The following is a 22,754-nucleotide window of genomic DNA, read 5'->3' as shown; positions in this document are numbered from 1 at the left end:
GATATAAGATCAGGCATGGCAAACCATGCCTGATCGATAGAGCTACTGGCGCGCTGCTTCTTCCTGCTGCTCGGCACCAAACAGTGCCCAGGCTGAAATGAAGAAGGCAGCAATCAGCGGCCCCATCACGAAGCCGTTGATACCGAACAAGGACAAACCGCCCACGGTTGAAATCAACACCACGTAGTCGGGTAGCTTGGTTTCCTTGCCGACCAGAGGAGGGCGCAGCACGTTATCGGTCATGCCGATAATCACGATGCCCACAAACAGCAGCACCGAGCCGCTGATGTAGTCGCCGACCAGCAGCAGGTAGGCGGCCACCGGTGCCCATACAATAGCCGCGCCAATGGCAGGCAGTAGCGACAAGAATGCCATCAACACGCCCCACAAAAGCGATGCCTCAATGCCCAGAAACCAAAAGGTGACACCGCCAATTGCCCCCTGAATAACCGCGATGATCACGTTGCCTTTTACGGTGGCGCGCACAACGGCGGTAAATTTGGCTAACAGCTTATCGGTGTAAGCGGCATTGAGCGGAATCGTGGAGCGGATAAGCGCTCCCAGCCGGTCGCCATCCCTGAACAGGAAGAACAGCAGGTACAGCATGATGCCCAGACTAATAATGAAGTCGAGGGTGTTTTGGCCAAAACTAAGCGCTCGCCGCGCAAATATCTGGCTGCTTTGCACGGCAGCAGACGAAAGCCGCTCGCGCAGCTCCGAGAGGTCACCGAGGTGTTTGCTGTGCAGCCATTCGCTGATATAGGGCGGGATCGCCTGCTGGAAGCGTGCCAGGTAGGCGTTGAAATCGATATCGCCGCTGCTAACGCGTACGTACATCGAGGCGCCTTCCTGGATCAGTGCGCCTAATATGAGCGACATGGGAATGATGACGATGAAAATGCACACCGCCACGCTAATCAGTGACGCGGTGTTGCGCCTTCCGCCCAGCTTTCTGGTGAGCGCCACATTCATTGGATTGAACAGTACCGCTAGCACGATGGCCCAGAAAATAGCGCCGTAGCGAGGCAGTATCAGCCAGAAAAAGGCGATGCTGACGATGGCCAGCAGCAGCACAAAGGCCTTGTGCTCGGTAGGTGTCTGCATGATAACTCCTGTGTTGACCGTCGGCCGTGCTGCTTTTATACCCTAAGCAGAGTCAGCGGCGTTGCTTAGCTGGCGTCTTCGATCGTGTAATCGTGGCTGATATCGACACCGCCGCGCGAAAGCATCAGTGACGCGCTGCAATACTTTTCTGCTGACAGCTCAACCGCACGCTTAACGTGAGCTTCCTTCAAATCACGGCCAGTAACAATAAAGTGAACGTGAATACGTTCGAATACAGATGGCACGCTGTCAGCGCGCTCGGCGCTTAGCTCTACGCGGCAATCGATCACGTTCTGGCGCGATTTTTGGAGAATTTCCATCACATCGAAGGCGGTACAGCCGCCCAACCCCATCAACAGCATTTCCATCGGGCGCGGGCCGGTGTTGCGTCCGCCGTGGTCGGGGGCGCCGTCCATCACAACGCTGTGGCCGGTGCCGGATTCGGCGAGGAATTGGCGACCATCCGTCCATTTTACTACTGCCTGCATGGCATTCTCCTGAAGTGTTTTTGCCTTAACGGCCAGTGATTAATCGAAAGAAAGTTATCGGATAAGGCTCAGGATGCGGCATTGCTGAGCTGCTCGTCGAGCGCCGCCAAGCGCTCTGGCGTGCCAACATCAACCCACTTGCCTTGATAATCTATTGCGCCAACCTTGTCGTGACGAATGGCATCTTGCAGCGGAGGAAGCAATTTGGCCGCTTCGCCGAGTGGCACATCCGCGACGAGCGCCGGGGACATCAACGCCACGCCGCTGTATACCCGGCGGGGTTCACCGTCCAGACGCAAGCGGCCGCTATCGTTCAGGTGGAAGTCGCCGCTCGGGTTATGCGGAGGGTTCGGTACCATTACCAACCGCGCAAGATCGTCGCCAAGCGGCCGCTCGATTAGCGTGTTGAACGGGAAGTCGGTCCATACATCACCATTCACCAGCAGAAACGGTTCTTCTCCCAGTAGTGGAAGGGCCTGGCGAATGCCACCGGCGGTTTCGAGGGCCTGCTGTTCACGGCTCCAGGCAATGTTCACGCCGTACTGGCTGCCATCGCCGAGGCGTTCTACCAACAGCTCGGCCAGATAAGCCGCGTTGATCACCAGGTCGGTGATACCTGCATCGCGCAAGCGCTCAATGTGGTGCACGATAAGCGGTTTGCCGGCCACCGGCAGCAGCGGCTTGGGGCAGTGGTCAGTGAGCGGGGCCATTCGTTTGCCACGGCCGGCGGCAAGAATCATTGCTTTCATTGCTGCTGTTCCTTCAGTCTTGCGAGCGCGTCGATTAACGCGGGTTCAAACTCACTTTCCAGCCACGCAAGCAGTCCTTCCCAAAGGGTCGCGTTGGCGTCGCCGCGCGCTACCATGGCGCTTAGCGCTTGCTTCAGATGAGCAAGGAAGAAGTGTTCGTAGTTAAGCAGGTAGCGTGGTTTACCATCGCGCTGCGCCAAGCGACAAAAAAGCCCCAGCACTTTCAACGAGCGCTGGGCGCTGGCTTCATCTATCCAACTGAGATACTGCTCAAGCGAGTGTTGCTGGGTGATGCCCGCGGCAAGTGCCGCCTGGTGGTGGTGCTGGAATACGTGGCGCTGGATCTCGTCGTCCCACGGCGCGTTTCGATCGCGCAGCAAGGAACCGGGATCATAGCCAATGGCGCCGTGCCAGGCGCCTTGAAAATCAATTACGCGAAGCCGCTGCTGAGCATCCACCATCAGATTGCCGCAGTGAAAGTCACGATGGGTCGTTACCTGCGGCTGGCTAAGTACCTGGTGGATTAGCGTATCGCGCTGTTGCTGCCACTGGGGCGGGGCGGCGATGCCAAGCCAGCGTTCAAGCGCCCACTGCGGAAACAGATCAAGCTCCATGCCAAGTCGTTGGGTGTTGTACGGCGGCAGCGCCTGAGCGGGCTGTGCGGCGATGCGTGCGGAAAGTGTCATCGCGCGCTCTAGCCATTTAATACGCTGCGCCTTATCAAGTGGCGTCAGGTGATCCGTCAGTAGGGTGCCGCCCAAATCTTCCAGCTCGATGAAGCCACGCGATAAATCAGCGGCATACAGCGCCGGAACCGGCAATTGCTGCTTTCCCCATGCCAATGCGATATCGACAAAACTGCGCGAGGGCTCCTTTTCAGGAGGCGCATCCATTATGATGCGGCTACCATTGTCGAGGGTGAGTCGATAGTAGCGACGAAAACTGGCGTCATCAGCGACTGCCGTAAGCGAGCACTGCTGCTCGTCTAGCGCATGACGCTGCGCAATCCATTGTGTTAACGCCTTGAACCGGTCGCTCATTGACTCTCCTGAGTAATAAAGGACAAAAATAGCATGTCGCAGCGCGGTCGTGGTTGACGCTCTACCCTCCACCCCGCATGCTAGCACCCAACACATAATATAATGGCCGCGTGCTGTGCCGAAGGCACCATGAACGCGCCCTTCGTATACGTCAAGCGATGATGCCGTTGCGGCCATCGCGCGATATTTTCAAGAAGCAAGGACACCAAGCACCATGGCTCAGCGCCTTTTCTGGACGGCGAGTGCTCTTACGGGCGTATTTTCATCGCTGTTGCCCGCGTTCACCTTTGCAGCACCGCTTCCTTCCTCGTTACCGGCCTCTCAGCTCGATTGGCACTCATGGGGCGATAACCGTCCTGAAGGCGAGCTATGCAGTGGTTATTATCTCGCGCCCAGCTATTCGATTTCTCGTCCCGGGCAGGGCAAGCTTAACTCTCAGTCAGACGATGCCGGCTATAGCGATTCCGGTGTTACCACGCTTAGCGGCAACGTTATTGTACGCCAGCAGGATCAGCAGCTGCAGGCGGGTAAAGCGACGCTGGATGAAGATCGCTCGCGGGTAAATCTGACCGGCCCCGTTACCTACCGCCAGCCCAATGTTTTGGTGCGCGGTACCACCGGCAGCGCAGCGGTCAATAGCGATGCCGCCGACGTCGAACAAGCGCACTACGTGTTTCACTCGTCCCACGCGCGCGGCGATGCTGACCGCCTCGAGCGTCTCGACGATGGCCGTTACATGATGCGTAACGCCACCTTCACCAGTTGTGATCCCGACAGCACCCTGTGGAAGATTCAGGGCGACAAGATCGTCATCAATCGCGCGGAAGGCTATGGCACCTCGACCAATACCAAGTTTCGCATCCATGATGTGCCGGTATTCTATTGGCCGTGGATGCGCTTTCCGATCGACGATCGACGTCTGACCGGGCTTCTATATCCCACTATTGGGGTCAGTAGCCGTAACGGGTTCGATTACACCCAGCCCATCTATCTGAACCTGGCGCCGAACTATGACGCCACCGTCACGCCGCGCTATATGTCTGATCGTGGTCTGATGCTGGGTGGGCAGTTCCGTTACCGAGGGGAGCGCAACGCGGGCATTCTCGAGGGCAACTACCTGCCGAACGATGGCGGTCATAGTAGTGGCAACGACCCAGAGCACCACGGTGACGATCGCTGGTTTATCAACTACGACCACAATGGCAGCTTCACTGACCGATTGACGTATCGTATGAAGTACTCGCGCGCCAGCGACGGCTCGTACTTCGACGACTTCGGTGATACCTTCGACGAGCAGAACCGCGATAACCTGCAAAGCCTCGCGATGCTCGATTACGCGGGCGATGTGTGGCACTTGCAGGCACGTGCGCGTGGCTATCAGGTGATGGACGATCCGGTCGATCCTGATGACAAACCGTTCAACGAGCTGCCGTCGCTGACCGCTAATGCGCTGTGGCAGCAGGAAAACGGTTTCTATGAAGAGTTCAACTCCAACGCGACCTACTTCTACCGTAATGAATCGCACGATTACTATAATCGCGACGTTCATTGGCGCACCGACGACATGCCGGGCAGCAAGGATTACCTGACGCAGAAGGTGACCGGCGCACGTGTCAACGTCGCGCCCGCTATTGGCTATCGTAACGACCCCACCTGGGGCTTCTTCGAGCCACGCGTTCAGATGTACCTGACCCAATATGATGTCGACTGGAAAAGCCCGCAAAACCGTGATTGGGATTCTTCTCCCAACCGTACCGTGCCGGTGTTCAGTGTCGATTCGGGGCTGATTTTCGAGCGTCATTCATCGATGTTCGGACACGCTTATCGCCAGACCCTAACGCCGCGCCTCTACTACGCTTACGTGCCATATCGCGACCAGAGCAAACTGCCTGAATTCGATACCGCGCTGCGTTCGCCTTCCTTCGAGGATCTGTGGTCGCCGTATCGTTTCAACGGTATCGACCGCATTGGTGACGTGAACAAGATTTCGTACGGCGTTAGCTCCAGCTTCTTCGACGATGACACTGGCTTCCAGCGCTTCACCTTCGATTTGGGGCAGAGCTACTACTTCGAAAATCGTCATGTTACCGACGATGATCCGTCGAAATACTTTGGTCCTAACGGTAAGGGGCCGCGTGACAAGTACAATTACGATCTGACCCGTGATTATTCGCCGGCCATCGCGCGCGCCACTTGGCACATCAACCGTGACTGGAGCGCCAGCTACGCGATGTTCTATGACACCGAACGCGGCAACGCTGAGCGCAACGATCTGTACGTCCATTATCACAATGCTGATAACGGCAACGCGTTCAATCTCGGTAACCGCTGGGAGCGTGAAGGCTTCGATCCTTCTGGCGACCGCGATGATCGTCTCGGCTACAACCGTAACGAATTCGACGTGTCCGGCTCTTGGGCCATTTCTCCATCGGTGTCGCTGGTAGGTCGCTATCTGTACGACCAAACCAACAGCCGTTCGCTGGAAAAACTGGCCGGTATCCAGTTCAACGATTGCTGCTACGCAGTGCAGGTAGCGTGGCGTAAGTACATCGACGACAACGATACGCTGAACCGCATCGACGACGACGATTCGAAAAGCGGCGTCTTCCTGCGCTTTATCTTCAAGGGTCTGGGTGGCCTGGGTTCCGATCCAGAACCTTATTTCCAGGATGCGGTCCCAGGTTATCAGCGCACGCGTTTCTAACCGTCACTTCCTATGCGCTTGTTGCTATGGCTGGACAAGCGCCGTGTGATTCGGGATGCTTTGCGCATCCGACGGGGCGGTTCATCGCCGTTCGATTCTCCGGCGCCTTCGCTGATGCAGGCGAGGTGCCAACAGCTACTTGGTCAAGTTCAAGGTTCGTATAATGAAGAATGGCAATAAGGCTGCGGGGCTGCGTCTTCCAGTATCGACGCGGGCGATGCTGCTACCTCTGGGCGTAGTTATCAGCTTGGGTGCAACAGCGCCAGTATTTGCCCAGCAGACGTCTGCCAATCAGCCGTCAGGGGGCGCTGCGCCGGAGCAAAAGCTTGAAGGCATTGCGGCGGTGGTCAACAAGGACGTCATCATGACCAGCGAACTGCAGGCGCGCATGGCGCAGATTCGCCAGCAGATCAGCAGTGAAGGTGGTCAGCTTCCGCCGCAGGATGTGCTGCAGCGGCAGGTGCTTGATCGTCTGATCCTCGAGCATATTCAGCTTCAGCTAGCCAAACGCGCCAATTTGAGCGTCAGTGATCAGCAGCTCGATCAAGCGGTGGCTGAAGTGGCCAGTCGCAACCACATGAGCTCTGATCAGTTCGTCAAAACGCTGCAGCGCCAAGGGCTTTCCTATAATCAGGTACGCCAGCAGATTCGCCGCGAGATCCTCATTTCGCAGGTACAGCAGGGCAGCGTGGGCGGCCAGGTGCGTGTTTCCGATCAAGAGGTCAATCAATTCCTCGAAAATCAGGCGGCCGCTACGGGCGTACAGTACCACGTGGCTCAGCTGCTGATTCCGCTTCCCGATGAAGCGACCGATGCACAGGTGCGCGCTGCGCAGCAGCGTGCTTCCAAGCTGCGTAATAGCGTACTGAACGGTGAAAGCTTCGAGCAGGCGGCCGCGAGTGCCAATCCCACCGACGGTGACAGCGACCAGCAGTCGACCAGTCAGGTTGAAAGCGCGGATTTGGGCTGGCGCTCGCAGCAGGACCTGCCGACGCTGTTTTCAAGCGTTGTGCCCAACCTTACTGTCGGTACCGTTAGCCAGCCGGTGCGCAGCGCCAGCGGCATCCATCTGGTGCGGTTGATTGATCGCCGCGGCGGTCAGCAGGCGCCAGTGAAGGTTGAACAGTTCAAGGCGCGCCATATTCTGATTTCTCCCAACCCGATTCGTACCGACGAGCAAGCGCATCAACTGGCGCAAGAGCTACGCCAGAAGATTGAGGGCGGTGCTGACTTCAGCGAGCTCGCCAAGCAGTACAGCGACGATCACGGTTCAGCGCTGTCTGGCGGGCAAATGGATTGGGTAAACGACGGCGATACCGTTGGTCCGTTCAACGACTACCTGCATCGTGGTGCCATTGGGCAGCTATCCCAGCCGATTAAGACGCAGTTTGGCTGGCATATAATCGAAGTTCAGGAACGCCGCCAAAAAGACGTTACTGTCGATCAGCAGCGCGAGCAGGCGCGCCGCGCATTGTTCCAGCGCAAGGCGCAGGACGAACTGCAAACCTGGCTGCAGCAAATTCGCTCGGAAGCCTACGTCGATAATCGCCTGTATCCCAATGACAAAGGGATTGGGCCAATGGCGCCGATGGGCGGCGGTGGGCAGCAGCAACCGCAGTAAGCGTTATCAGCGCCATATCCGGCAGCGCTGCTCGTGCATGGGCGCTGTCGCAGTGATCAGGTACACTAAGGACACTCGCAGCGATGGCGAGTGTCTTTTTTTGCGGCGTAAGCCGCGCGTTCAGGCTAGTGGAATTCAGCATGTCGAAGCCAACTCAGGGCGAAGCATTATCGCCCACCGGCGGTCACCGGGCGCGTAAGCGGTTCGGCCAAAACTTTCTGCGCGATGGCAATATCATCGCTCGCATTGTCTCCTCCATTCGGCCAAAGCAAGGGGATCGTCTGGTTGAGATTGGTCCGGGGCAAGGGGCGATTACCGAGCAACTGCTCGAGGCTGTTGGGCAGCTGGATGCCATCGAACTGGACCGCGATCTGGTGCCGGGGCTGCGTACCCAGTTTTTCAACTATCCCGACTTTCATGTGCATCAGGCCGATGCGTTGAATTTTGATTTTAACGAGCTGAAAGGCACCGGCCCGGCGCTGCGCGTGGTGGGTAACCTGCCTTATAACATTTCGACACCGTTGATCTTCAAACTGCTGTCGTTTGGGGCCGACACCATTAGCGATATGCACTTCATGCTGCAAAAGGAAGTGGTCGAGCGCCTGGCTGCGCGCCCGGGCACCGGCGACTGGGGGCGTCTTTCGGTAATGGCGCAGTACCATTGTCGCGTTGAGAGCCTGTTTGTAGTGCCGCCCGAAGCCTTCGTACCGCGCCCCAAAGTAGACTCCATGATTGTGCGATTGACGCCACGGCGCGACCCTGAGTTCAAGGCCAACGATCTGGATGCGCTGGCCGCGGTGGTGCGTCAGGCATTCTCTCAGCGTCGAAAAACCCTGCGCAATACGCTCAAGGGATGGGTCGATGGCGAAACCTTGAGCGCGCTGGATATAGACCCGGCACGCCGCCCTGAAACGGTAACTCTGGAAGAATTCGTGCGTATCACCAATCGCTACAGCGAGCAGCAGGAGGCGCAATGACCACCTGGGTAGTGGGTGACGTACATGGCTGCGCTGATGAATTGGAAGCTCTTCTGGAGAAGGTGCGCTTCGATTCCGCCAACGATCAGCTATGGCTGGTGGGCGATTTGATAAACCGCGGCCCGCGCTCGCTGGGGGCGCTGCGTCTAGCGCGTTCGCTGAATGCGACAATGGTGTTGGGCAACCACGATCTGCACTTTCTGGCGGTTGCGGCAGGCGCGCAGAAAGCCAAACGCAATGACACCATTGCGCCTATTCTCGATGCGCCTGATGCGGCCGAATTGGTTGAGTGGCTGCGTCAGCGGCCGCTGCTGGTCGCTTCACCGGATAACGCTGTATGCATGGTACACGCGGGAATAGCGCCGCAGTGGTCGTTAGCTGACGCGCAGCGCTATGCGAGTGAGGCGGAAGCGGTGTTAAGGGGCGATGAGTGGCAACTGCTGATGCAGCATCTTTACGGCAACTCGCCCGACCGTTTTGATGAATCGCTGCGCGGCTGGGATAGGCTGCGTGCGATTCTTAACGTGTTCTCGCGGATGCGCTTTATCGATGCTTCTGGGCGTCTGGATTTTTCCGCCAAACTGGGGCCTCGATCTGCGCCACGCGGTTTCATGCCGTGGTTCCAGTATCCGCGCAGCGACTCCCTGCAACTGCTGTTCGGCCATTGGGCAGCGCTGGAAGGGCGTACCCCCGATGCTCAGATTGCCTGTCAGGCGCTGGATACCGGCTGTGCATGGGGCGGTGCGCTCACCGCCATGGCGCTGGAAAGCGGTGAGCGGATTAGCGTGGCGTCCAACAGCCGAACGTGAGCGGCGGCGCAAGTCATCGGCTCACCCTCCATTCTCGATGCTAAACAAGGAGTTGCCATGTCCTTCAAGCACCTCGATACCGATACCCTGGCGGATTGGTTGCGTAGCGAAAAACTCGTAACGGTGGTCGATATTCGTGATCCAGTCAGCTTCGCCGATGCCCATGTCGTTGGCGCTACTCATCTCGATAATGTGTCGTTGACGCACTTTCTTGAAAATGCACCAACTCAGCAGCCGCTGGTGGTAGTCTGCTATCACGGGCACTCCAGTCAGGGCGCCGCGGGCTGGTTGGCCGAGCAGGGCTTTAGCGATGTCTACAGCCTTGATGGCGGTTTTACCGAATGGCAGCAGCGCCATTCCGATTGGGTTAGCCAGTGAGCGCCAGCAGCGTCCTGGATGGACTGGAGGTGTATCTGGTGGGCGGCGCGGTACGCGATCGTCTGCTCGAATACCCCTACAGCGATCATGATTGGGTGGTGGTGGGCAGCAGCGTTGACGAGATGCTGGCACGTGGCTTTATTCAGGTGGGGCGCGACTTCCCAGTATTTCTGCATCCCAATTCGAATGAAGAATATGCGCTCGCCAGAACCGAGCGTAAAACGGGGCGCGGCTATAACGGGTTCGAGGTGTACGCATCGCCTCAGGTAACGCTGACGCAGGATCTTGAGCGTCGCGACCTGACCATCAATGCCATTGCCGAACGTCTTGATGGCAGCTTGGTCGATCCATTTGGCGGGGCGGAGGATATCAAGGCGCGTCGGCTTCGCCATGTGGGGCCGGCGTTTGTCGAGGACCCGCTGCGCGTGCTGCGGCTGGCGCGTTTTGCCGCGCGCTATGCGCATCTTGGTTTTTGCCCAGCAACATCAACGCTGACGCTTTGCCAACAGCTGGCACACGCCGGCGAGCTAAGTGAACTCGCGGCTGAGCGCGTACAGCAGGAAACCTTCAAGGCCCTCTCAGAGCAGCAGCCCGGCCGCTACTTCAACGTGCTACGCGACGTCGATGGATTGGCGGCGTGGTTTAGCGAATTGGCAAACGAACACGGCTTCGACAGTTGCCTAACGGCACTCGCTCAGGCGGTGCAGGCGGGAATAGACGGTAATGTTGCTCGCTGGGCGGCACTGGTGCTGCCGCTTGCCGATGAGCAGCGCAGTGCGCTGGCGGAGCGCCTCAAACTGCCCAACGAAGCGAGAGATTTAGCGCGGCTGCTGGCGCTATCGGTAGCGTGCCTGAAGAGCCCGGAGTGGGATGCCGATCGATTGTTGGAGTGGTGCAATAGCGTGGATATTTGGCGCAAGCCTGAGCGCTGGAACACGCTGCTGCCGCTGCTTAAGGTGTTTACACCATTACTCGATACCCACACCCTTGGCGCGCGACTCGAGCGCGCGCGTGCGCTAACACCGCGTAAGTGGGTAGAGCAGGGTATCAAAGGCAAGCAAGTTGGCGAGTATCTTTCCCATGCTCGGCGGGCGGTGTTGGCGGGTGAGGCGTAAGCGCGTGGTAGAGAGGAAGTTGCTCGCCTCTTGCTGCGCTTCATTCAGCGATCGCTGATGCTATGTCCCAGCGTTCGCTACGCTGAAGCGGTCATTACGAGTGGCGTTTGTCTGTTGACGGCGCGTCGGGACGTGAGATGGCGATGCCTTTCCAATCGAAGTGTATCGGCCACAGCTGCTGGGCAGCTTGAAAGCTGCGCCACAACTCGGCGTAGCTCAACCCTGATACGGGGTGTAGTTCGCTGCCGAAGGATTCTGCCAACGGGCGTAGCACGAAGGCACTGGTTAGAATTTCATCGCGTGGCAGCGTGATGCCGCTCACTACGCCGTGTAAATCGCCAACACAGAGTAGATCGATATCCAGGTGCTTGGGGGCCGCGCGACCGTCTTCGGGGCGTCGTCCGGTGGCAACTTCCAATTGCTTGGCCCATTGCGATAGCGCCGCAACCTCGATATCGCTGTAAAAGCCGACCACCAAATTGTAAAAGTTATTGGCGCCTTCAACGCCAACCGGCTCACTCTCAAACACGCGCGAGATATCGAGTTCGCCATATGTGTGAGCCAGCGCATCCAGCGCCAGCGCAATATGGTATTCACGCTGAAGATTACTGCCGATGCCGAGTAGAACTCTGCGCCTTCCCGCTGTCATTGATTACCACTCGCCTCGCTGAATTCGTACGCCTACTGCATCGGCGGCAGGTACCGCAGCAGGTTTGCGCAAGGTAAGCCGCAGCTTGCTAACGCCAAATTCGTGGCTAACCACGTCGGCAATCTTTTCCGCCATGGCTTCAATTAATTCAAGCGGTTGCTCGTTAGCGCAGGCGATGATTCGGCTGGATACCGCGGCGTAATCGATCGTGTGGGTAAGATCATCGGTAGCTGCAGCAGCGCTAATATCCCATTCCATCTCTATATCAACACGCAGCTTCTGATATATCTTCTTTTCCCATTCATGCACGCCAATAACAGCGTCGAATGTTAATCCTTCAATCAAGATACTAGCCATTTGCGTGATGCTCCGAGGCTTCAGTAGCGGTAGGGGATAATTCAGCGAGCGGCCAGCGCGCGGTTACCAGTGGACCGTTGGCATCTTGCTCTCCTGCTTGCAAACGCAGCGCGCCAGCGTAGGCAATCATGGCACCATTGTCGGTGCAGAAACGCGCGCCGGGGTAAAATACCTCGGCAGCCGGGCGCTTCTGGCGTAGCGCGGGTTCCAGCTGGGCGCGCAAGCGCTGATTGGCACTAACACCACCGGCCACTACCAGTCGATCGCGGCCGGTCTGCTCGAGGGCGCGGCGGCATTTGATAACAATGGTATCGATAACGGCTTCTTCGAACGCGCGGGCAACGTTAGCCTTGTGCTGCTCGCTGAGTGCGTTATCAGCATTTAACTGGCGCAAACTGGTGAGAGTGTGCGTTTTCAGCCCTGAGAAGCTGAAATCCAGCCCGGGGCGGTCGGTCATCGGGCGCGGAAAGCGCAGTGCCTTAGGGTCGCCTTGCTCGGCGAGACGTGAAACGGACGGCCCGCCCGGGTAGGCGAGCCCTAGCATCTTGGCTACCTTGTCGAAGGCTTCTCCAGCTGCATCGTCGATGGATTCGCCGAGTAAGCGATAATCGCCATGTCCTGCCACGTCGACCAACTGAGTGTGGCCGCCCGATACCAGCAGCGCAACGAAAGGATAGGCAGGTGGGTTCTCTTCCAGCATGGGCGCCAGCAAATGGCCCTCCATGTGGTGAACTCCCAGTACCGGCACGTTAAGAGCGTGAGCGAGGCCATGCGCGGTGCAGGCACCTACCATCAGCGCACCAACCAGGCCGGGACCTGCGGTGTAGCAGATGGCATCGAGTTGATTGCGCTTTAGCTGGGCGTCGGCCAGCACCTTCTCTATTAGCGGCAGTACTCGACGAATATGGTCGCGCGAGGCCAGTTCTGGCACCACGCCGCCATAATCGGCATGCATGTCGATTTGGCTGAACAGTGCATCTGCGCACAGGCCTTTTTCGGTATCGTAGAGCGCAATACCGGTTTCATCGCAGGATGTTTCGATGCCCAGTACACGCATCGGCGTCTCCGTTGCTCATCAAAAATAGCGTTGCCACCGCAGAAAGGGGCGGAATCAGGGCGCAGATTCTAATTGTTTTCGCGGGCAGCGTCTTCCCTTGGTTGCAAGGCGCCGTGATAAACGCGCCGTTACCGCGTGCTTTCAGGCGCTGTTATGCTCGTTAGCGCGTCTCGGCGTTTGGATTGCAAATGAAATTGACTGGCTGTAGAATGCCGTGTCTCTTAACTGGGCCGCTCTCCGGGCAGGTGAATACCTGGGGCGCGATTTATCATAAATCGACTTACCCTTAAGGTGGTGATCGCTTAATGCCTTCCGTCAAAGTACGTGACAACGAGCCGTTCGATGTCGCTCTCCGTCGTTTCAAGCGTTCCTGCGAAAAAGCGGGCGTTCTTTCTGAAGTCCGTCGCCGTGAACACTATGAAAAACCGACAACTGAGCGTAAGCGTAAAGCAGCAGCAGCTGTGAAACGTCATGCCAAGAAACTTCAGCGTGAACGTAAGCGTTTCGAACGTCTGTATTGATCTCTGATCGATACTGCGTACCCGAAGCGGTAGCCCGCCGCTTCTAGAGGGTTGATCGGCCGCCATTCCGGCGGCCGTTCGTATTCTATGGTCGGTGATGCGAATCCTTTCATCTGTTGGATGTGCATCACGGGCCTGCTTTTCCTTCACTGCTGGTCGTAACTATTTCTGGCGGAGATTATCGTGGCTGGACCCATCTCTCAGCGCTTTATCGATGATTTGCTCGCACGGGTCGATATTGGCGAACTGGTGGGTGAGCGAGTGGTGCTCAAGAAAGCGGGGCGCAACCTCTCCGGGCTGTGCCCATTTCACGATGAAAAATCGCCTTCCTTTACCGTTAGTCGGGAAAAACAGTTTTACCACTGTTTCGGCTGCGGAGCCCATGGCAACGCACTGCGCTTTTTGATGGAATACGACCGCCTGAGCTTTCCTGAGGCGGTCGAGCAATTGGCGCAGCGTCAGGGCATGGAGGTCGAGCGTGAAGACGACCATCTTCCCGCCGCGCAAAAGGAGAAGCTCGCCGAGCAGCGTCGCAAGCGTGATGCCGGCGTTAATTTGCTGGAGCTGGCATCCGATTGGTTCCGGCAGCAGCTAACCGAGCAGCACGCTGCCGAGGCGCGTCGCTATCTCGATGGCCGCGGGCTGAACAGCGATATCATCGACGCGTTTGCGATCGGATTTGCGCCTGATAGCTGGGATGGCCTGAAGCAATACCTTAACGGTCACTCAGTGGCTGAAAACGTGCAGGTGGAGTACGGCCTGCTACGCCAGCGTGAGGATGATTCGCGCACCTGGGATCTGTTTCGCAACCGCGTCATCTTCCCCATTCGCGACTGGAAGGGAAGAACGCTCGGGTTCGGCGGTCGTGTGTTGGGTGACGCCAAGCCCAAATACCTGAACTCGCCCGAAACGCCGGTATTCCATAAAGGTCGTGAGCTGTATGGCCTTTATGAAGCGCGTCAGCAAAAGAGCAATATCGCGCGGCTGGTGGTAGTAGAAGGTTATATGGATGTCGTGGCGCTGGCGCAGCACGGCATCCACAACGCAGTGGCAACGCTGGGCACCGCCATTACTGAAGAACACCTGACTCGCCTATACCGTGTGGTTGACGAGGTGGTGTTCTGTTTCGATGGCGATGGTGCAGGGCGTCGCGCGGCTAAGCGGGCACTCGAGGTAGCGCTGCCGTCGATGATTGACGGGCGCCAGGCGCGGTTTTTGTTCTTGCCTGAAGGAGAAGATCCTGACTCTCTGGTGCGTCAGGAGGGCAGAGAAGCCTTTCAGGCACGAATCGAATGCGCCAGTCCGTTGTCAGAGTTCTTGTTCGATCAAGCGCGTGAAGGTCTTGACCTCAAGCGCGTTGAAGGACGCGAGCGCTTCGTGGCACATGTGCTCGAGAAGCTGCGGTTGCTGCCGCAGGGCGTGCTTCATTCACTGTTAATGGAGGAGCTCTCGACGCGCAGCGGTATCAGTGTGTCGCGGCTTGAACAGTTTGTCGCTCCCGCTTCTCAGGCAGCTCAGCCGCAAGACAATGCGGCGGCCAGCGATACCGGCGAGACTAGTGCCGGTGTCGGGCGGTTCGCCACTGCAGGGCGCACCGCCAAGGTACATATAGGGTCAGCGCCCATTACGCGGGCGCTGCATTTATTGGTACATAATCCGGGGCTATCAAGCGATCTCCCGGAGCAAAACGATTGGTGCCCTGAGTCCGAAGATGGACTACTGTTTATAGAAGTAGCGCGACTGCTCAAAGCGGGAGGGTATCGCTCTTCCCAGGTACTGCTCGCGCATTTTCATGGCACCGAGCAAGGGGCGCGTCTGATTACGCTGCTGAAACGAGCGCCTGACATGGCTCGGGAGGATCAGGCGGCCGAGCTGCGTGCTTTGATCGATATGCTTTACAAGCAGCGCCAGCGGCTATCGCCAGAAGAAGAGTACCAGCAATTACTGGCGGTCAGTCGGTCGGGGCAGAAACTGACGGCCACTCAACAACATCGCCTGCTGGCGCTCATTGAGGAGCTCGGCAGGCGCTGATAGCGACCCTAGGGTTGAAATCCCTGGCGTGGCGCCCCATTTGTGAAACAACAGGTTAAACGCAGCGGGTATTGGCAGAGACAGTTCGATGCCCACCCGCTGAACATTGGCCGTTTGGCCTGCCTTGTTTTTGGATTTGGCAGTGCTTCACGGCAGCAAATGACAGGCTGCAAAACGCTCTTGGCGTATCACTATAGCGCCGGCGCTTGCCTTCAATGGCAATTCGCCTGACTGAGCCTTTGCAGTAGTAGGAATTACATGTTGTCACTTTCGTTCTAGTGAGACGGCGCTATCTTGTAGCTAACGACAGCATGATCCATTTAATTCGTCGAGACAGGTTTCTATGGCTGGAAATACACCGCAGTCGCGTCTTAAGGAATTGATCGCTCGTGGCAAGGAGCAAGGCTTCCTAACCTACGCCGAGGTCAACGATCACCTTCCTGAAGATATTGCCGATCCAGATCAGGTTGAAGACATCATCAGCATGTTCAACGACATGGGTATCAATGTCGTTGAAGAGGCGCCCGATGCCGACGATCTGATGATGTCGGATAGCTCTACCGACGAAAGCGCTGCAGAAGAAGCGGTCGCTGCGCTGGCAGCCGTTGAAACTGAAGTAGGGCGTACTACTGATCCCGTGCGTATGTACATGCGTGAAATGGGAACGGTAGAGCTGCTGACTCGCGAAGGCGAAATCGAAATCGCCAAGCGTATCGAGGAAGGTACGCGTGAGGTCATGTCAGCGCTGGCATTCCTGCCAGGTGCAGTTGACACCATCCTGACGGTGTTCGATGGCACTCAGGGCGAAGAGGGTGGTCGTCTATCCGACCTCTTCAGCGGATTCATCGATCCCGATGAAGGCGTACCCGGTGTTGCCGAGGTCGAAGAAGAAATCGATCTTTCTGCGGAAGCATCCGAAGATGACTCCGACGTCGATGATGACGAAGAAGACGAAGATGAAGACGACAGCTCCAACACCAATGAGGGCGGCCCGGACCCCGAATTGGCCAAGGTGCGTTTCGAGCAGATTCGTGAGCAGAACGAACTGGTTAAGAAGCTGATCGCCAAAAATGGCCGCGGTGCGCCCGATGTCATTGTTGCGCAGGAGCGTCTTGCAGAGCTGTTTTCGCCGATCAAGCTGGTACCCAAGCATTTCGAACGCCTTATCCTGCAGGTGCGTATCACCATCGAGCAGGTTCGTGCGAACGAAAAACGCATCATGCAAATCTTCGTGAAGCGCGCGCGCGTGCCACGCAAGACGTTTATCTCGTCTTTCCCGGCCAACGAGAGCAATCAGCAGTGGCTTGATGAATTCATCGCTAAGCACCCCAAATACGCTGAAGAGCTGGAAGGCTATCGCTCCGATATCCTGCGTGCTCAGCGTCGCATTGCTGAAGAGCAGGAAGAGGTCAGTCTTTCGGTTGCTGAGCTGAAAGAGATCAACCGTCGTCTTTCCATCGGTGAAGCGAAGGCTCGCCGTGCCAAGAAAGAGATGGTGGAAGCTAACCTGCGTTTGGTTATTTCTATCGCGAAGAAATATACCAACCGTGGTTTGCAGTTCCTCGATCTGATTCAGGAAGGCAACATCGGACTGATGAAAGCGGTCGACAAGTTCGAGTACCGCCGTGGCTACAAGTTCTCGACTTACGCAACCTGGTGGATTCGTCAGGCCATCACGCGTTCGATTGCGGACCAGGCGCGCACCATCCGTATTCCGGTGCACATGATTGAGACCATTAACAAGCTCAATCGCGTGTCGCGTCAGATGCTTCAGGAAATGGGCCGTGAGCCCACGCCTGAGGAGCTCGGCGAGCGCCTTGAAATGCCGGAAGAGAAAGTGCGCAAGGTGCTGAAAATCGCTAAAGAGCCGATCTCCATGGAGACGCCCATTGGCGACGACGACGACTCTCATCTGGGAGACTTCATCGAGGACGGCGCCATGATCTCGCCCATCGACTCCGCTACCGGAGAGGGGTTGATCGAAGCAACGCGCAACGTACTGGGTGGGCTGACCGCTCGTGAAGCGAAGGTGCTGCGCATGCGTTTCGGTATCGACATGAATACCGATCACACCCTGGAAGAAGTGGGTAAGCAGTTCGACGTAACGCGTGAGCGTATTCGCCAGATCGAAGCCAAGGCGCTGCGCAAGTTGCGCCATCCGTCTCGGTCAGAATCGCTGCGGTCGTTCATGGACGAGTAGCGGCAAGCGCTAACGCAGCAAAAACCCCAGCATCTGGTTGATGCTGGGGTTTTTTATTGGGCGTTCAGTGGAAACCGCTTCTGCAACAGCACCTGTGATGCTGATATCAGTGCTGCAAGTGCAGCCCGCATTCGCGGTTATCCTCACCCTTGGTGGGATCGACATAGTCGAACTCGTTGGGAAGGTCGTGGGCCTGCAGGTATTCGTACAAATCCTTGGAAGACCAGTGGAGCAGGGGAGCCACCTTGATCAGCCCATCCTGGTTGATACTGACCGGCTGCATGGAAGCACGTACCGCAGTATCACTTGCTCGCAGGGCAGTGAACCAAACGCCAGGGTTGGTTTCTCGCAAGGCTCTGGAAAACGGCTCCAGCTTCACTTCTTCGGTAAAGGCTTGGTGGCGTGGATCGTCCAGCGCGGGCGTCGGTCCATCGACCGCTTCCCGGTGAGCGCGGGTACGCTTGGGAAGATAAGTGATCAGATTCAGGTCAAGGCGCTTTCTGACCTCCTCCACAAAGCGATACGTCGCCTCGGTGTTATAGCCGTTATCCATCCAGACAATCGGAATATCAGGCTGAACCTGGGTGACCATGTGCAGGATAACGGCTTCGAACGGGCGAAAGTTGGTCGTGCAAATGGCTTTCTTGTCGAGTGATAGCGCCCAGCGCACCAGCTCTTCGGCACTGTGTCCGATCTCGCGGTTGACTGAATCGAGGTCCAGGGATGTTTTGTCGGTCATACCAATTTCTCCACAAAAGGGCGAGCCGCATCACGTGCAGCACTTCAATTCCGTCACCCTACCAAAATGTGGCTCCAACGCGTAATAACGTTAAATTCCCTGCTTATATATAAGTCGTGGCACTTAACACAACGCCGTGGCAGGTTGATCCGTTAGCGCCTGCATCAAGCTGTTTATCTTGGCGACGCTTTCCAGGTACTCATCCTCGCCAGCGGAATCAGCGACAATGCCGCCGCCGCCCCATAGCGTAATCCTACCCGCGCTGGTTTGAGCGGTACGTATGGCAATCGATGTGTCCATGTTGCCGCGACTGTCGATATAGCCAATGCTGCCGCAATAATAGCCGCGCGCCGCTGCTTCCAGCTCATCAATAATTTCCATGGCGCGGTGCTTGGGCGCGCCGGTAATCGAACCGCCCGGAAGCGAAGCTGCCAGCAAGTCGTGCACATCGCGATGAGCGGCCAGCCGGCCGCTTACCGTGCTGACCAAATGATGCACGTTGGCATAGCCAATCCGCTCAGCGAGCATTGGCACCTTCACGCTACCGATAGCGCAAGCGCGCCCCAAATCATTGCGCAGTAGATCGACAATCATCACATTCTCGGCGCGGTCCTTAAGGCTGTTCTCCAGCTCCGCTGCCAATCGCTGATCCTCTTCCAGCGTGCTGCCGCGTTTACGAGTGCCCTTAATGGGCTGAGCAATCACATCATGGTCGGTTACGCGGATAAATCGCTCAGGTGACACCGACAGCAGCCAGGTGTCGCCAATTTTCATCATGGCACTGAACGGAGAAGGGGTGGCCGCGCGCAGGCGCTGATAGGCGGACCATTCGTCCCCCTGATAGCGGGCACTGAACGCTTGGGTGAGATTGATCTGATAACAGTCCCCGGCGTCGATATAGTGCTTCACCTGAGCGAAGGCGGCGTCATATTGAGCGCGCGATATCAGCGGTTCGAAAGAAGACGTCAATGCAAAGGGGGCATCTGTATTCTCATGAGCGCTTTCGAGTAGCGCCACCACCTGATCACGACGCTCGGGGGTGGCGATTAGCCAGCTTTGCTGAAGATGATGGTCCTGAACCAAGGCCCAGTCGTATAGCCCACACCAAGCGATCGGATCACCTTCGTTCTGCGAAACAGCTAGCTGCTCCAACAAACGACCAAAATCGTAACTCCATGCGCCTAACAATCCGGCGGCGAAGGGCAGGTGTTCGGGCACCTGTTCGCGATCGCATTCAAGCAGTCCAAGCAGTTCACGCTGCGCAGCAATGGGATACTGGGAAAGTGAGGCGTGGCTGTCGCAGTGAGCCTGTCCATGCGCATTGGTGGTCAGCGTCGCCAGGGGCATGGCCGAGATGATATCGAAACGACCGGCGATGTCGGAGGGAGCGCCGCTGTCGAGTAGCACGGCTCCTGTTAGATGTTTCAGTGCGCTGAAGTAGTGAATGGGCGTTGGCGAATAGTCAAGCGGTGTAGCGATAGAGGTAATGCGATAAGCGGCAGCGGCCATGGTAATCCACAAGTTCAATGGCAAATAAGGAGGCTACGTTAGGGCGATTGAGACGGCCAGACAAGGTAGGGATAATACTTTGCCACAATATTGGGAGATTTTGATGGCTTCTTGTTACACCCTGCGCGAGGGAACGCTCGCGGTCAGCGATCAACGGATTTTCTGGCGGCGCTTATCCAGCTCGGCAGAGGTTCGTCCGCTACTGCTGCTGCACGGCGCCGGCGTTGCCGGTGGGCTGACCTGGAAGGGCGTGGTGCAGCAGCTGCGGCCGCGCAGCGCTATAGTGATTCCCGATTTGCGCGGAGCGGGTCGCACTGAGTCGTTAAGCGGTGATGAAGCATCGTTTAGCGCTGATCAGATCATTGATGATCTTGTGGCGTTGGTGGATTCACAAGGCTTTGAGCAGTTCGATGTTGCGGGATATTCCTTCGGCGGCTTAATGACGATGCTGCTCAAGCAGCGCTTGGGCAGCCGTATTGCAGATGTCACCTTGCTCGAGCCTGGGCTATTGGAACGCGCTAATCTCGAAGAAATGCGCGCCATGCGCGCTGGCTATCAAGAAGCCGCCCAAGCGATCAGAGAATCGCTGGGGGAGCAAGGTATCGATCGCTTTCTGGCCCTGATTGCGCCACATCGTTCGCGCAATCCGCGTGTCGAGAAGATCATCACCGCGAGATTGGCGCAGCGTCCGCTAGGATTCGCCAATGCGCTCGATTGCGTTACTGAAGCTATCATGTCCCTGGATAGGGCTTCGGTGCTAGCTGCTCAGCGACGAGTCGTGTCGATTGTTGGTGGCAACAGTCCGCACACGCTGCGCGATTATCATCAGCAACTGGCGCGCACTCAGCCAAGCTGGCGTACCGTGCAATTGAGCGGCACCGATCACTCGTTGCCTTTCCAGAAACCTACTCATATCGCTCGGCTTATCGATCGAATGGAGTAACCGGTAACACCGGGTGCGTTGTCGGTGTTATTAAGGTAAGTTGCAAAATTATTGCAACGGCTGTTCCCATATAGGTTCGTGATGAATGAATTGACAGAAGCGGGAGGCGAGGTGCGAACGCTCGCGGAGCGCGTGTTCCAGCAGCTCCAGGAAGCGATTGTTCGCGGAGAAATTCCTTCCGGCACTAAAATCACCGAGCCAGGTTTGGCGCAGGCGTACGGTATTTCGAGAGGGCCGTTGCGAGAAGCAATGCGCCGGCTTGAGGCATATCGGCTTATCGAGCGGGTACCGCACGTGGGGGCTCGGGTTGTGCAGTTATCCATGCGCGAACTGCTCGAGCTATTCGATTTGCGCGAAGCGCTCGAAAGTATGGCTGCGCGTTTGGCTGCGCGTAACATGACCGACGAAGAGATAAAAAAGCTGCGCGATGTTTTGGCGCTGCATGAACGCCAGCAAGGCATGCCATCGGAAGAAGCGTATTTTCAGCGTGAAGGTGATCTCGATTTCCACTACTTGATTGCTCAAGGTAGCCACAATCGTATGCTGTTCACCACGCTATGTGACGATCTGTATTACCTGGTACGCCTTTATCGCACCCAATTCAGCGCCGCTGGAGCACGCCCGCAGCGTGCCTATCTTGAGCATTATCGAATCGTCGACGCCATCGAGGCGGGCGACGAGGAGCTGGCCGAAATGCTAATGAGGCGTCACGTAGTGGCTTCGCGACAAAATGTTTCGGAGCGCTATGCAGTAGCGCTGGATGATCATCATCAGTGAATCACGGTTACAGTTGCCGCGACGATGGGCTTCGGTAAATGTTCGTGGGGTAGTGTTTTTAGCACGGTGGTCAATCTTTTGGGTAAGCGAATGAAATTCATACGGTTACCGTTGAGAAAAATGTTGACACAATCTCGTGTTCAGGTAAGATGCATCTCCACTCGAACGGGGCACGGTTTAGCGCTTCAGTTCGACGCTCTTTAACAAATCGATCAGACAATTTGTGTGGGCGCTCGTTTCGATTCGGACGGCAACGTCACTCACCACGCTCGCAAGAGCAGGCTTTTAAAGTCGGTGAGCTTAAGATAATCGAGATTGTAGTGCTCTAGCACTGTCATAATTCATATTATGCAGAACTTTTAGCAGTCAATTCTCGAGCCAAATTAAACGAAGCTTCGGCTTTGTTAGCAGTATTTAACTGAAGAGTTTGATCATGGCTCAGATTGAACGCTGGCGGCAGGCCTAACACATGCAAGTCGAGCGGAAACGATGGAAGCTTGCTTCCAGGCGTCGAGCGGCGGACGGGTGAGTAATGCATGGGAATCTGCCCGGTAGTGGGGGATAACGTGTGGAAACGCACGCTAATACCGCATACGTCCTACGGGAGAAAGGAGGGGATCTTCGGACCTTTCGCTATCGGATGAGCCCATGTCGGATTAGCTAGTTGGTGGGGTAAAGGCCTACCAAGGCAACGATCCGTAGCTGGTCTGAGAGGATGATCAGCCACACTGGGACTGAGACACGGCCCAGACTCCTACGGGAGGCAGCAGTGGGGAATATTGGACAATGGGGGCAACCCTGATCCAGCCATGCCGCGTGTGTGAAGAAGGCTTTCGGGTTGTAAAGCACTTTCAGCGAGGAGGAAGTCATGGAGATTAATACCTTCCATGAAGGACGTTACTCGCAGAAGAAGCACCGGCTAACTCCGTGCCAGCAGCCGCGGTAATACGGAGGGTGCAAGCGTTAATCGGAATTACTGGGCGTAA

The 22,754-nt window shown here is 56.9% G+C and carries 20 protein-coding genes and 1 rRNA gene; 12 read left to right on the top strand and 9 right to left on the bottom strand.

Features of this window, described 5'->3' with window-relative positions; genetic code table 11:
- Window positions 1–42: 42 nt before the first annotated feature.
- The 4 genes from R84865_RS13020 to R84865_RS13005 form a co-directional block, all read right to left on the bottom strand.
- Complete coding sequence (locus tag R84865_RS13020) at window positions 43–1,104, bottom strand: AI-2E family transporter (protein ID WP_435632655.1); 1,062 nt, start codon at window positions 1,102–1,104, stop codon at window positions 43–45.
- Window positions 1,105–1,169: 65 nt separating this feature from the next.
- A complete protein-coding gene (locus R84865_RS13015; protein WP_435632654.1) occupies window positions 1,170–1,592 on the bottom strand; it encodes an OsmC family protein in 423 nt (140 codons plus the stop codon).
- A 68-nt stretch (window positions 1,593–1,660) separates the two neighbouring features.
- A complete protein-coding gene (gene murU / locus R84865_RS13010; RefSeq protein ID WP_435638164.1) occupies window positions 1,661–2,341 on the bottom strand; it encodes an N-acetylmuramate alpha-1-phosphate uridylyltransferase MurU in 681 nt (226 codons plus the stop codon).
- Complete coding sequence (locus R84865_RS13005; RefSeq protein WP_435632652.1) at window positions 2,338–3,381, bottom strand: aminoglycoside phosphotransferase family protein; 1,044 nt, start codon at window positions 3,379–3,381, stop codon at window positions 2,338–2,340. Before R84865_RS13005 ends, murU begins: the two co-directional genes overlap by 4 nt.
- 214 nt (window positions 3,382–3,595) lie before the next feature.
- On the opposite strand from R84865_RS13005, the gene R84865_RS13000 reads away from it, so the two are divergent.
- The 6 genes from R84865_RS13000 to R84865_RS12975 all read left to right on the top strand — a co-directional run bounded on the left by R84865_RS13000 (window position 3,596) and on the right by R84865_RS12975 (window position 10,985).
- On the top strand, window positions 3,596–6,085 hold the full coding sequence (locus R84865_RS13000) for an LPS-assembly protein LptD (RefSeq protein ID WP_435639896.1): 2,490 nt from the start codon (window positions 3,596–3,598) through the stop codon (window positions 6,083–6,085).
- Window positions 6,086–6,248: 163 nt separating this feature from the next.
- Window positions 6,249–7,706, top strand: coding sequence for a peptidylprolyl isomerase (locus tag R84865_RS12995; protein WP_435632650.1), 1,458 nt, complete (start codon window positions 6,249–6,251; stop codon window positions 7,704–7,706).
- Window positions 7,707–7,846: 140 nt separating this feature from the next.
- Window positions 7,847–8,683: a 16S rRNA (adenine(1518)-N(6)/adenine(1519)-N(6))-dimethyltransferase RsmA gene (gene rsmA, locus R84865_RS12990; RefSeq protein ID WP_435632649.1), complete on the top strand. Its 837-nt coding sequence runs from the start codon at window positions 7,847–7,849 to the stop codon at window positions 8,681–8,683.
- Complete coding sequence (locus tag R84865_RS12985; RefSeq protein WP_435639895.1) at window positions 8,680–9,492, top strand: symmetrical bis(5'-nucleosyl)-tetraphosphatase; 813 nt, start codon at window positions 8,680–8,682, stop codon at window positions 9,490–9,492. Before rsmA ends, R84865_RS12985 begins: the two co-directional genes overlap by 4 nt.
- A 57-nt stretch (window positions 9,493–9,549) precedes the next feature.
- Entirely contained in the window at window positions 9,550–9,870 is a 321-nt protein-coding gene (glpE, locus tag R84865_RS12980; protein ID WP_435632647.1) for a thiosulfate sulfurtransferase GlpE, read from the top strand.
- Window positions 9,867–10,985, top strand: coding sequence for a tRNA nucleotidyltransferase/poly(A) polymerase-related protein (locus R84865_RS12975; protein ID WP_435639894.1), 1,119 nt, complete (start codon window positions 9,867–9,869; stop codon window positions 10,983–10,985). Before glpE ends, R84865_RS12975 begins: the two co-directional genes overlap by 4 nt.
- A gap of 94 nt (window positions 10,986–11,079) precedes the next feature.
- Here the strand turns inward: R84865_RS12975 and folK are convergent, their stop codons facing one another.
- The 3 genes from folK to tsaD are packed head-to-tail and all read right to left on the bottom strand — an operon-like array spanning window position 11,080 to window position 13,048.
- Window positions 11,080–11,634: a 2-amino-4-hydroxy-6-hydroxymethyldihydropteridine diphosphokinase gene (gene folK / locus R84865_RS12970; RefSeq protein WP_435638170.1), complete on the bottom strand. Its 555-nt coding sequence runs from the start codon at window positions 11,632–11,634 to the stop codon at window positions 11,080–11,082.
- 3 nt (window positions 11,635–11,637) lie between these two features.
- Window positions 11,638–11,991, bottom strand: a complete 354-nt coding sequence (folB, locus tag R84865_RS12965; RefSeq protein ID WP_435639893.1) for a dihydroneopterin aldolase — start codon at window positions 11,989–11,991, stop codon at window positions 11,638–11,640.
- The gene (gene tsaD, locus R84865_RS12960; RefSeq protein WP_435639892.1) at window positions 11,984–13,048 is read right to left on the bottom strand and encodes a tRNA (adenosine(37)-N6)-threonylcarbamoyltransferase complex transferase subunit TsaD; all 1,065 of its coding nucleotides are present in this window, start codon (window positions 13,046–13,048) and stop codon (window positions 11,984–11,986) included. The genes folB and tsaD overlap by 8 nt, the downstream gene beginning before the upstream one ends.
- Before the next feature lie 305 nt (window positions 13,049–13,353).
- On the opposite strand from tsaD, the gene rpsU reads away from it, so the two are divergent.
- From rpsU to rpoD, 3 genes are all read left to right on the top strand, one after another.
- On the top strand, window positions 13,354–13,569 hold the full coding sequence (rpsU, locus tag R84865_RS12955; protein WP_084055411.1) for a 30S ribosomal protein S21: 216 nt from the start codon (window positions 13,354–13,356) through the stop codon (window positions 13,567–13,569).
- A 183-nt stretch (window positions 13,570–13,752) separates the two neighbouring features.
- Window positions 13,753–15,600, top strand: coding sequence for a DNA primase (gene dnaG / locus R84865_RS12950; protein WP_435639891.1), 1,848 nt, complete (start codon window positions 13,753–13,755; stop codon window positions 15,598–15,600).
- Window positions 15,601–15,943: 343 nt separating this feature from the next.
- Window positions 15,944–17,800 carry an RNA polymerase sigma factor RpoD gene (rpoD, locus tag R84865_RS12945; protein ID WP_435632641.1) on the top strand — a complete coding sequence of 619 codons (1,857 nt, stop codon included), beginning with the start codon at window positions 15,944–15,946 and terminating at the stop codon, window positions 17,798–17,800.
- Between the two features lie 106 nt (window positions 17,801–17,906).
- Here the strand turns inward: rpoD and R84865_RS12940 are convergent, their stop codons facing one another.
- On the bottom strand, window positions 17,907–18,539 hold the full coding sequence (locus R84865_RS12940) for a phosphoadenosine phosphosulfate reductase domain-containing protein (RefSeq protein ID WP_435639890.1): 633 nt from the start codon (window positions 18,537–18,539) through the stop codon (window positions 17,907–17,909).
- Between the two features lie 123 nt (window positions 18,540–18,662).
- Entirely contained in the window at window positions 18,663–20,048 is a 1,386-nt protein-coding gene (gene pabB / locus R84865_RS12935; RefSeq protein WP_435639889.1) for an aminodeoxychorismate synthase component I, read from the bottom strand.
- 103 nt (window positions 20,049–20,151) lie between these two features.
- Here pabB and R84865_RS12930 point away from each other — a divergent pair, with 103 nt between their 5' ends.
- The 3 genes from R84865_RS12930 to R84865_RS12920 form a co-directional block, all read left to right on the top strand.
- Window positions 20,152–20,991 carry an alpha/beta fold hydrolase gene (locus R84865_RS12930; RefSeq protein ID WP_435639888.1) on the top strand — a complete coding sequence of 280 codons (840 nt, stop codon included), beginning with the start codon at window positions 20,152–20,154 and terminating at the stop codon, window positions 20,989–20,991.
- Window positions 20,992–21,072: 81 nt separating this feature from the next.
- Entirely contained in the window at window positions 21,073–21,768 is a 696-nt protein-coding gene (locus R84865_RS12925) for a GntR family transcriptional regulator (RefSeq protein ID WP_435638176.1), read from the top strand.
- Between the two features lie 415 nt (window positions 21,769–22,183).
- Window positions 22,184–22,754, top strand: a 16S ribosomal RNA gene (locus R84865_RS12920); the annotation flags it as partial.

The organism is Carnimonas bestiolae (genome assembly GCF_051251145.1).
Lineage (GTDB): Bacteria > Pseudomonadota > Gammaproteobacteria > Pseudomonadales > Halomonadaceae > Carnimonas > Carnimonas bestiolae.
The sequence above is the reverse complement of the archived record's forward strand: the minus strand, read 5'-3'. Positions and strand labels throughout refer to the sequence as shown.

What these genes read in the sequence shown, in the direction of transcription:
- rsmA (WP_435632649.1), top strand. Translation starts at nt 7,847, where the DNA reads ATGTCGAAGCCAACTCAGGGCGAAGCATTATCGCCCACCGGCGGTCAC.
- glpE (WP_435632647.1), top strand. Translation starts at nt 9,550, where the DNA reads ATGTCCTTCAAGCACCTCGATACCGATACCCTGGCGGATTGGTTGCGT.
- R84865_RS13015 (WP_435632654.1), bottom strand. Translation starts at nt 1,592, where the DNA reads ATGCAGGCAGTAGTAAAATGGACGGATGGTCGCCAATTCCTCGCCGAA.
- folK (WP_435638170.1), bottom strand. Translation starts at nt 11,634, where the DNA reads ATGACAGCGGGAAGGCGCAGAGTTCTACTCGGCATCGGCAGTAATCTT.
- R84865_RS13000 (WP_435639896.1), top strand. Translation starts at nt 3,596, where the DNA reads ATGGCTCAGCGCCTTTTCTGGACGGCGAGTGCTCTTACGGGCGTATTT.
- R84865_RS13005 (WP_435632652.1), bottom strand. Translation starts at nt 3,381, where the DNA reads ATGAGCGACCGGTTCAAGGCGTTAACACAATGGATTGCGCAGCGTCAT.
- rpsU (WP_084055411.1), top strand. Translation starts at nt 13,354, where the DNA reads ATGCCTTCCGTCAAAGTACGTGACAACGAGCCGTTCGATGTCGCTCTC.
- pabB (WP_435639889.1), bottom strand. Translation starts at nt 20,048, where the DNA reads ATGGCCGCTGCCGCTTATCGCATTACCTCTATCGCTACACCGCTTGAC.
- R84865_RS12985 (WP_435639895.1), top strand. Translation starts at nt 8,680, where the DNA reads ATGACCACCTGGGTAGTGGGTGACGTACATGGCTGCGCTGATGAATTG.
- tsaD (WP_435639892.1), bottom strand. Translation starts at nt 13,048, where the DNA reads ATGCGTGTACTGGGCATCGAAACATCCTGCGATGAAACCGGTATTGCG.
- R84865_RS12940 (WP_435639890.1), bottom strand. Translation starts at nt 18,539, where the DNA reads ATGACCGACAAAACATCCCTGGACCTCGATTCAGTCAACCGCGAGATC.
- rpoD (WP_435632641.1), top strand. Translation starts at nt 15,944, where the DNA reads ATGGCTGGAAATACACCGCAGTCGCGTCTTAAGGAATTGATCGCTCGT.
- murU (WP_435638164.1), bottom strand. Translation starts at nt 2,341, where the DNA reads ATGAAAGCAATGATTCTTGCCGCCGGCCGTGGCAAACGAATGGCCCCG.
- R84865_RS12930 (WP_435639888.1), top strand. Translation starts at nt 20,152, where the DNA reads ATGGCTTCTTGTTACACCCTGCGCGAGGGAACGCTCGCGGTCAGCGAT.
- R84865_RS12925 (WP_435638176.1), top strand. Translation starts at nt 21,073, where the DNA reads ATGAATGAATTGACAGAAGCGGGAGGCGAGGTGCGAACGCTCGCGGAG.
- folB (WP_435639893.1), bottom strand. Translation starts at nt 11,991, where the DNA reads ATGGCTAGTATCTTGATTGAAGGATTAACATTCGACGCTGTTATTGGC.
- R84865_RS12995 (WP_435632650.1), top strand. Translation starts at nt 6,249, where the DNA reads ATGAAGAATGGCAATAAGGCTGCGGGGCTGCGTCTTCCAGTATCGACG.
- R84865_RS13020 (WP_435632655.1), bottom strand. Translation starts at nt 1,104, where the DNA reads ATGCAGACACCTACCGAGCACAAGGCCTTTGTGCTGCTGCTGGCCATC.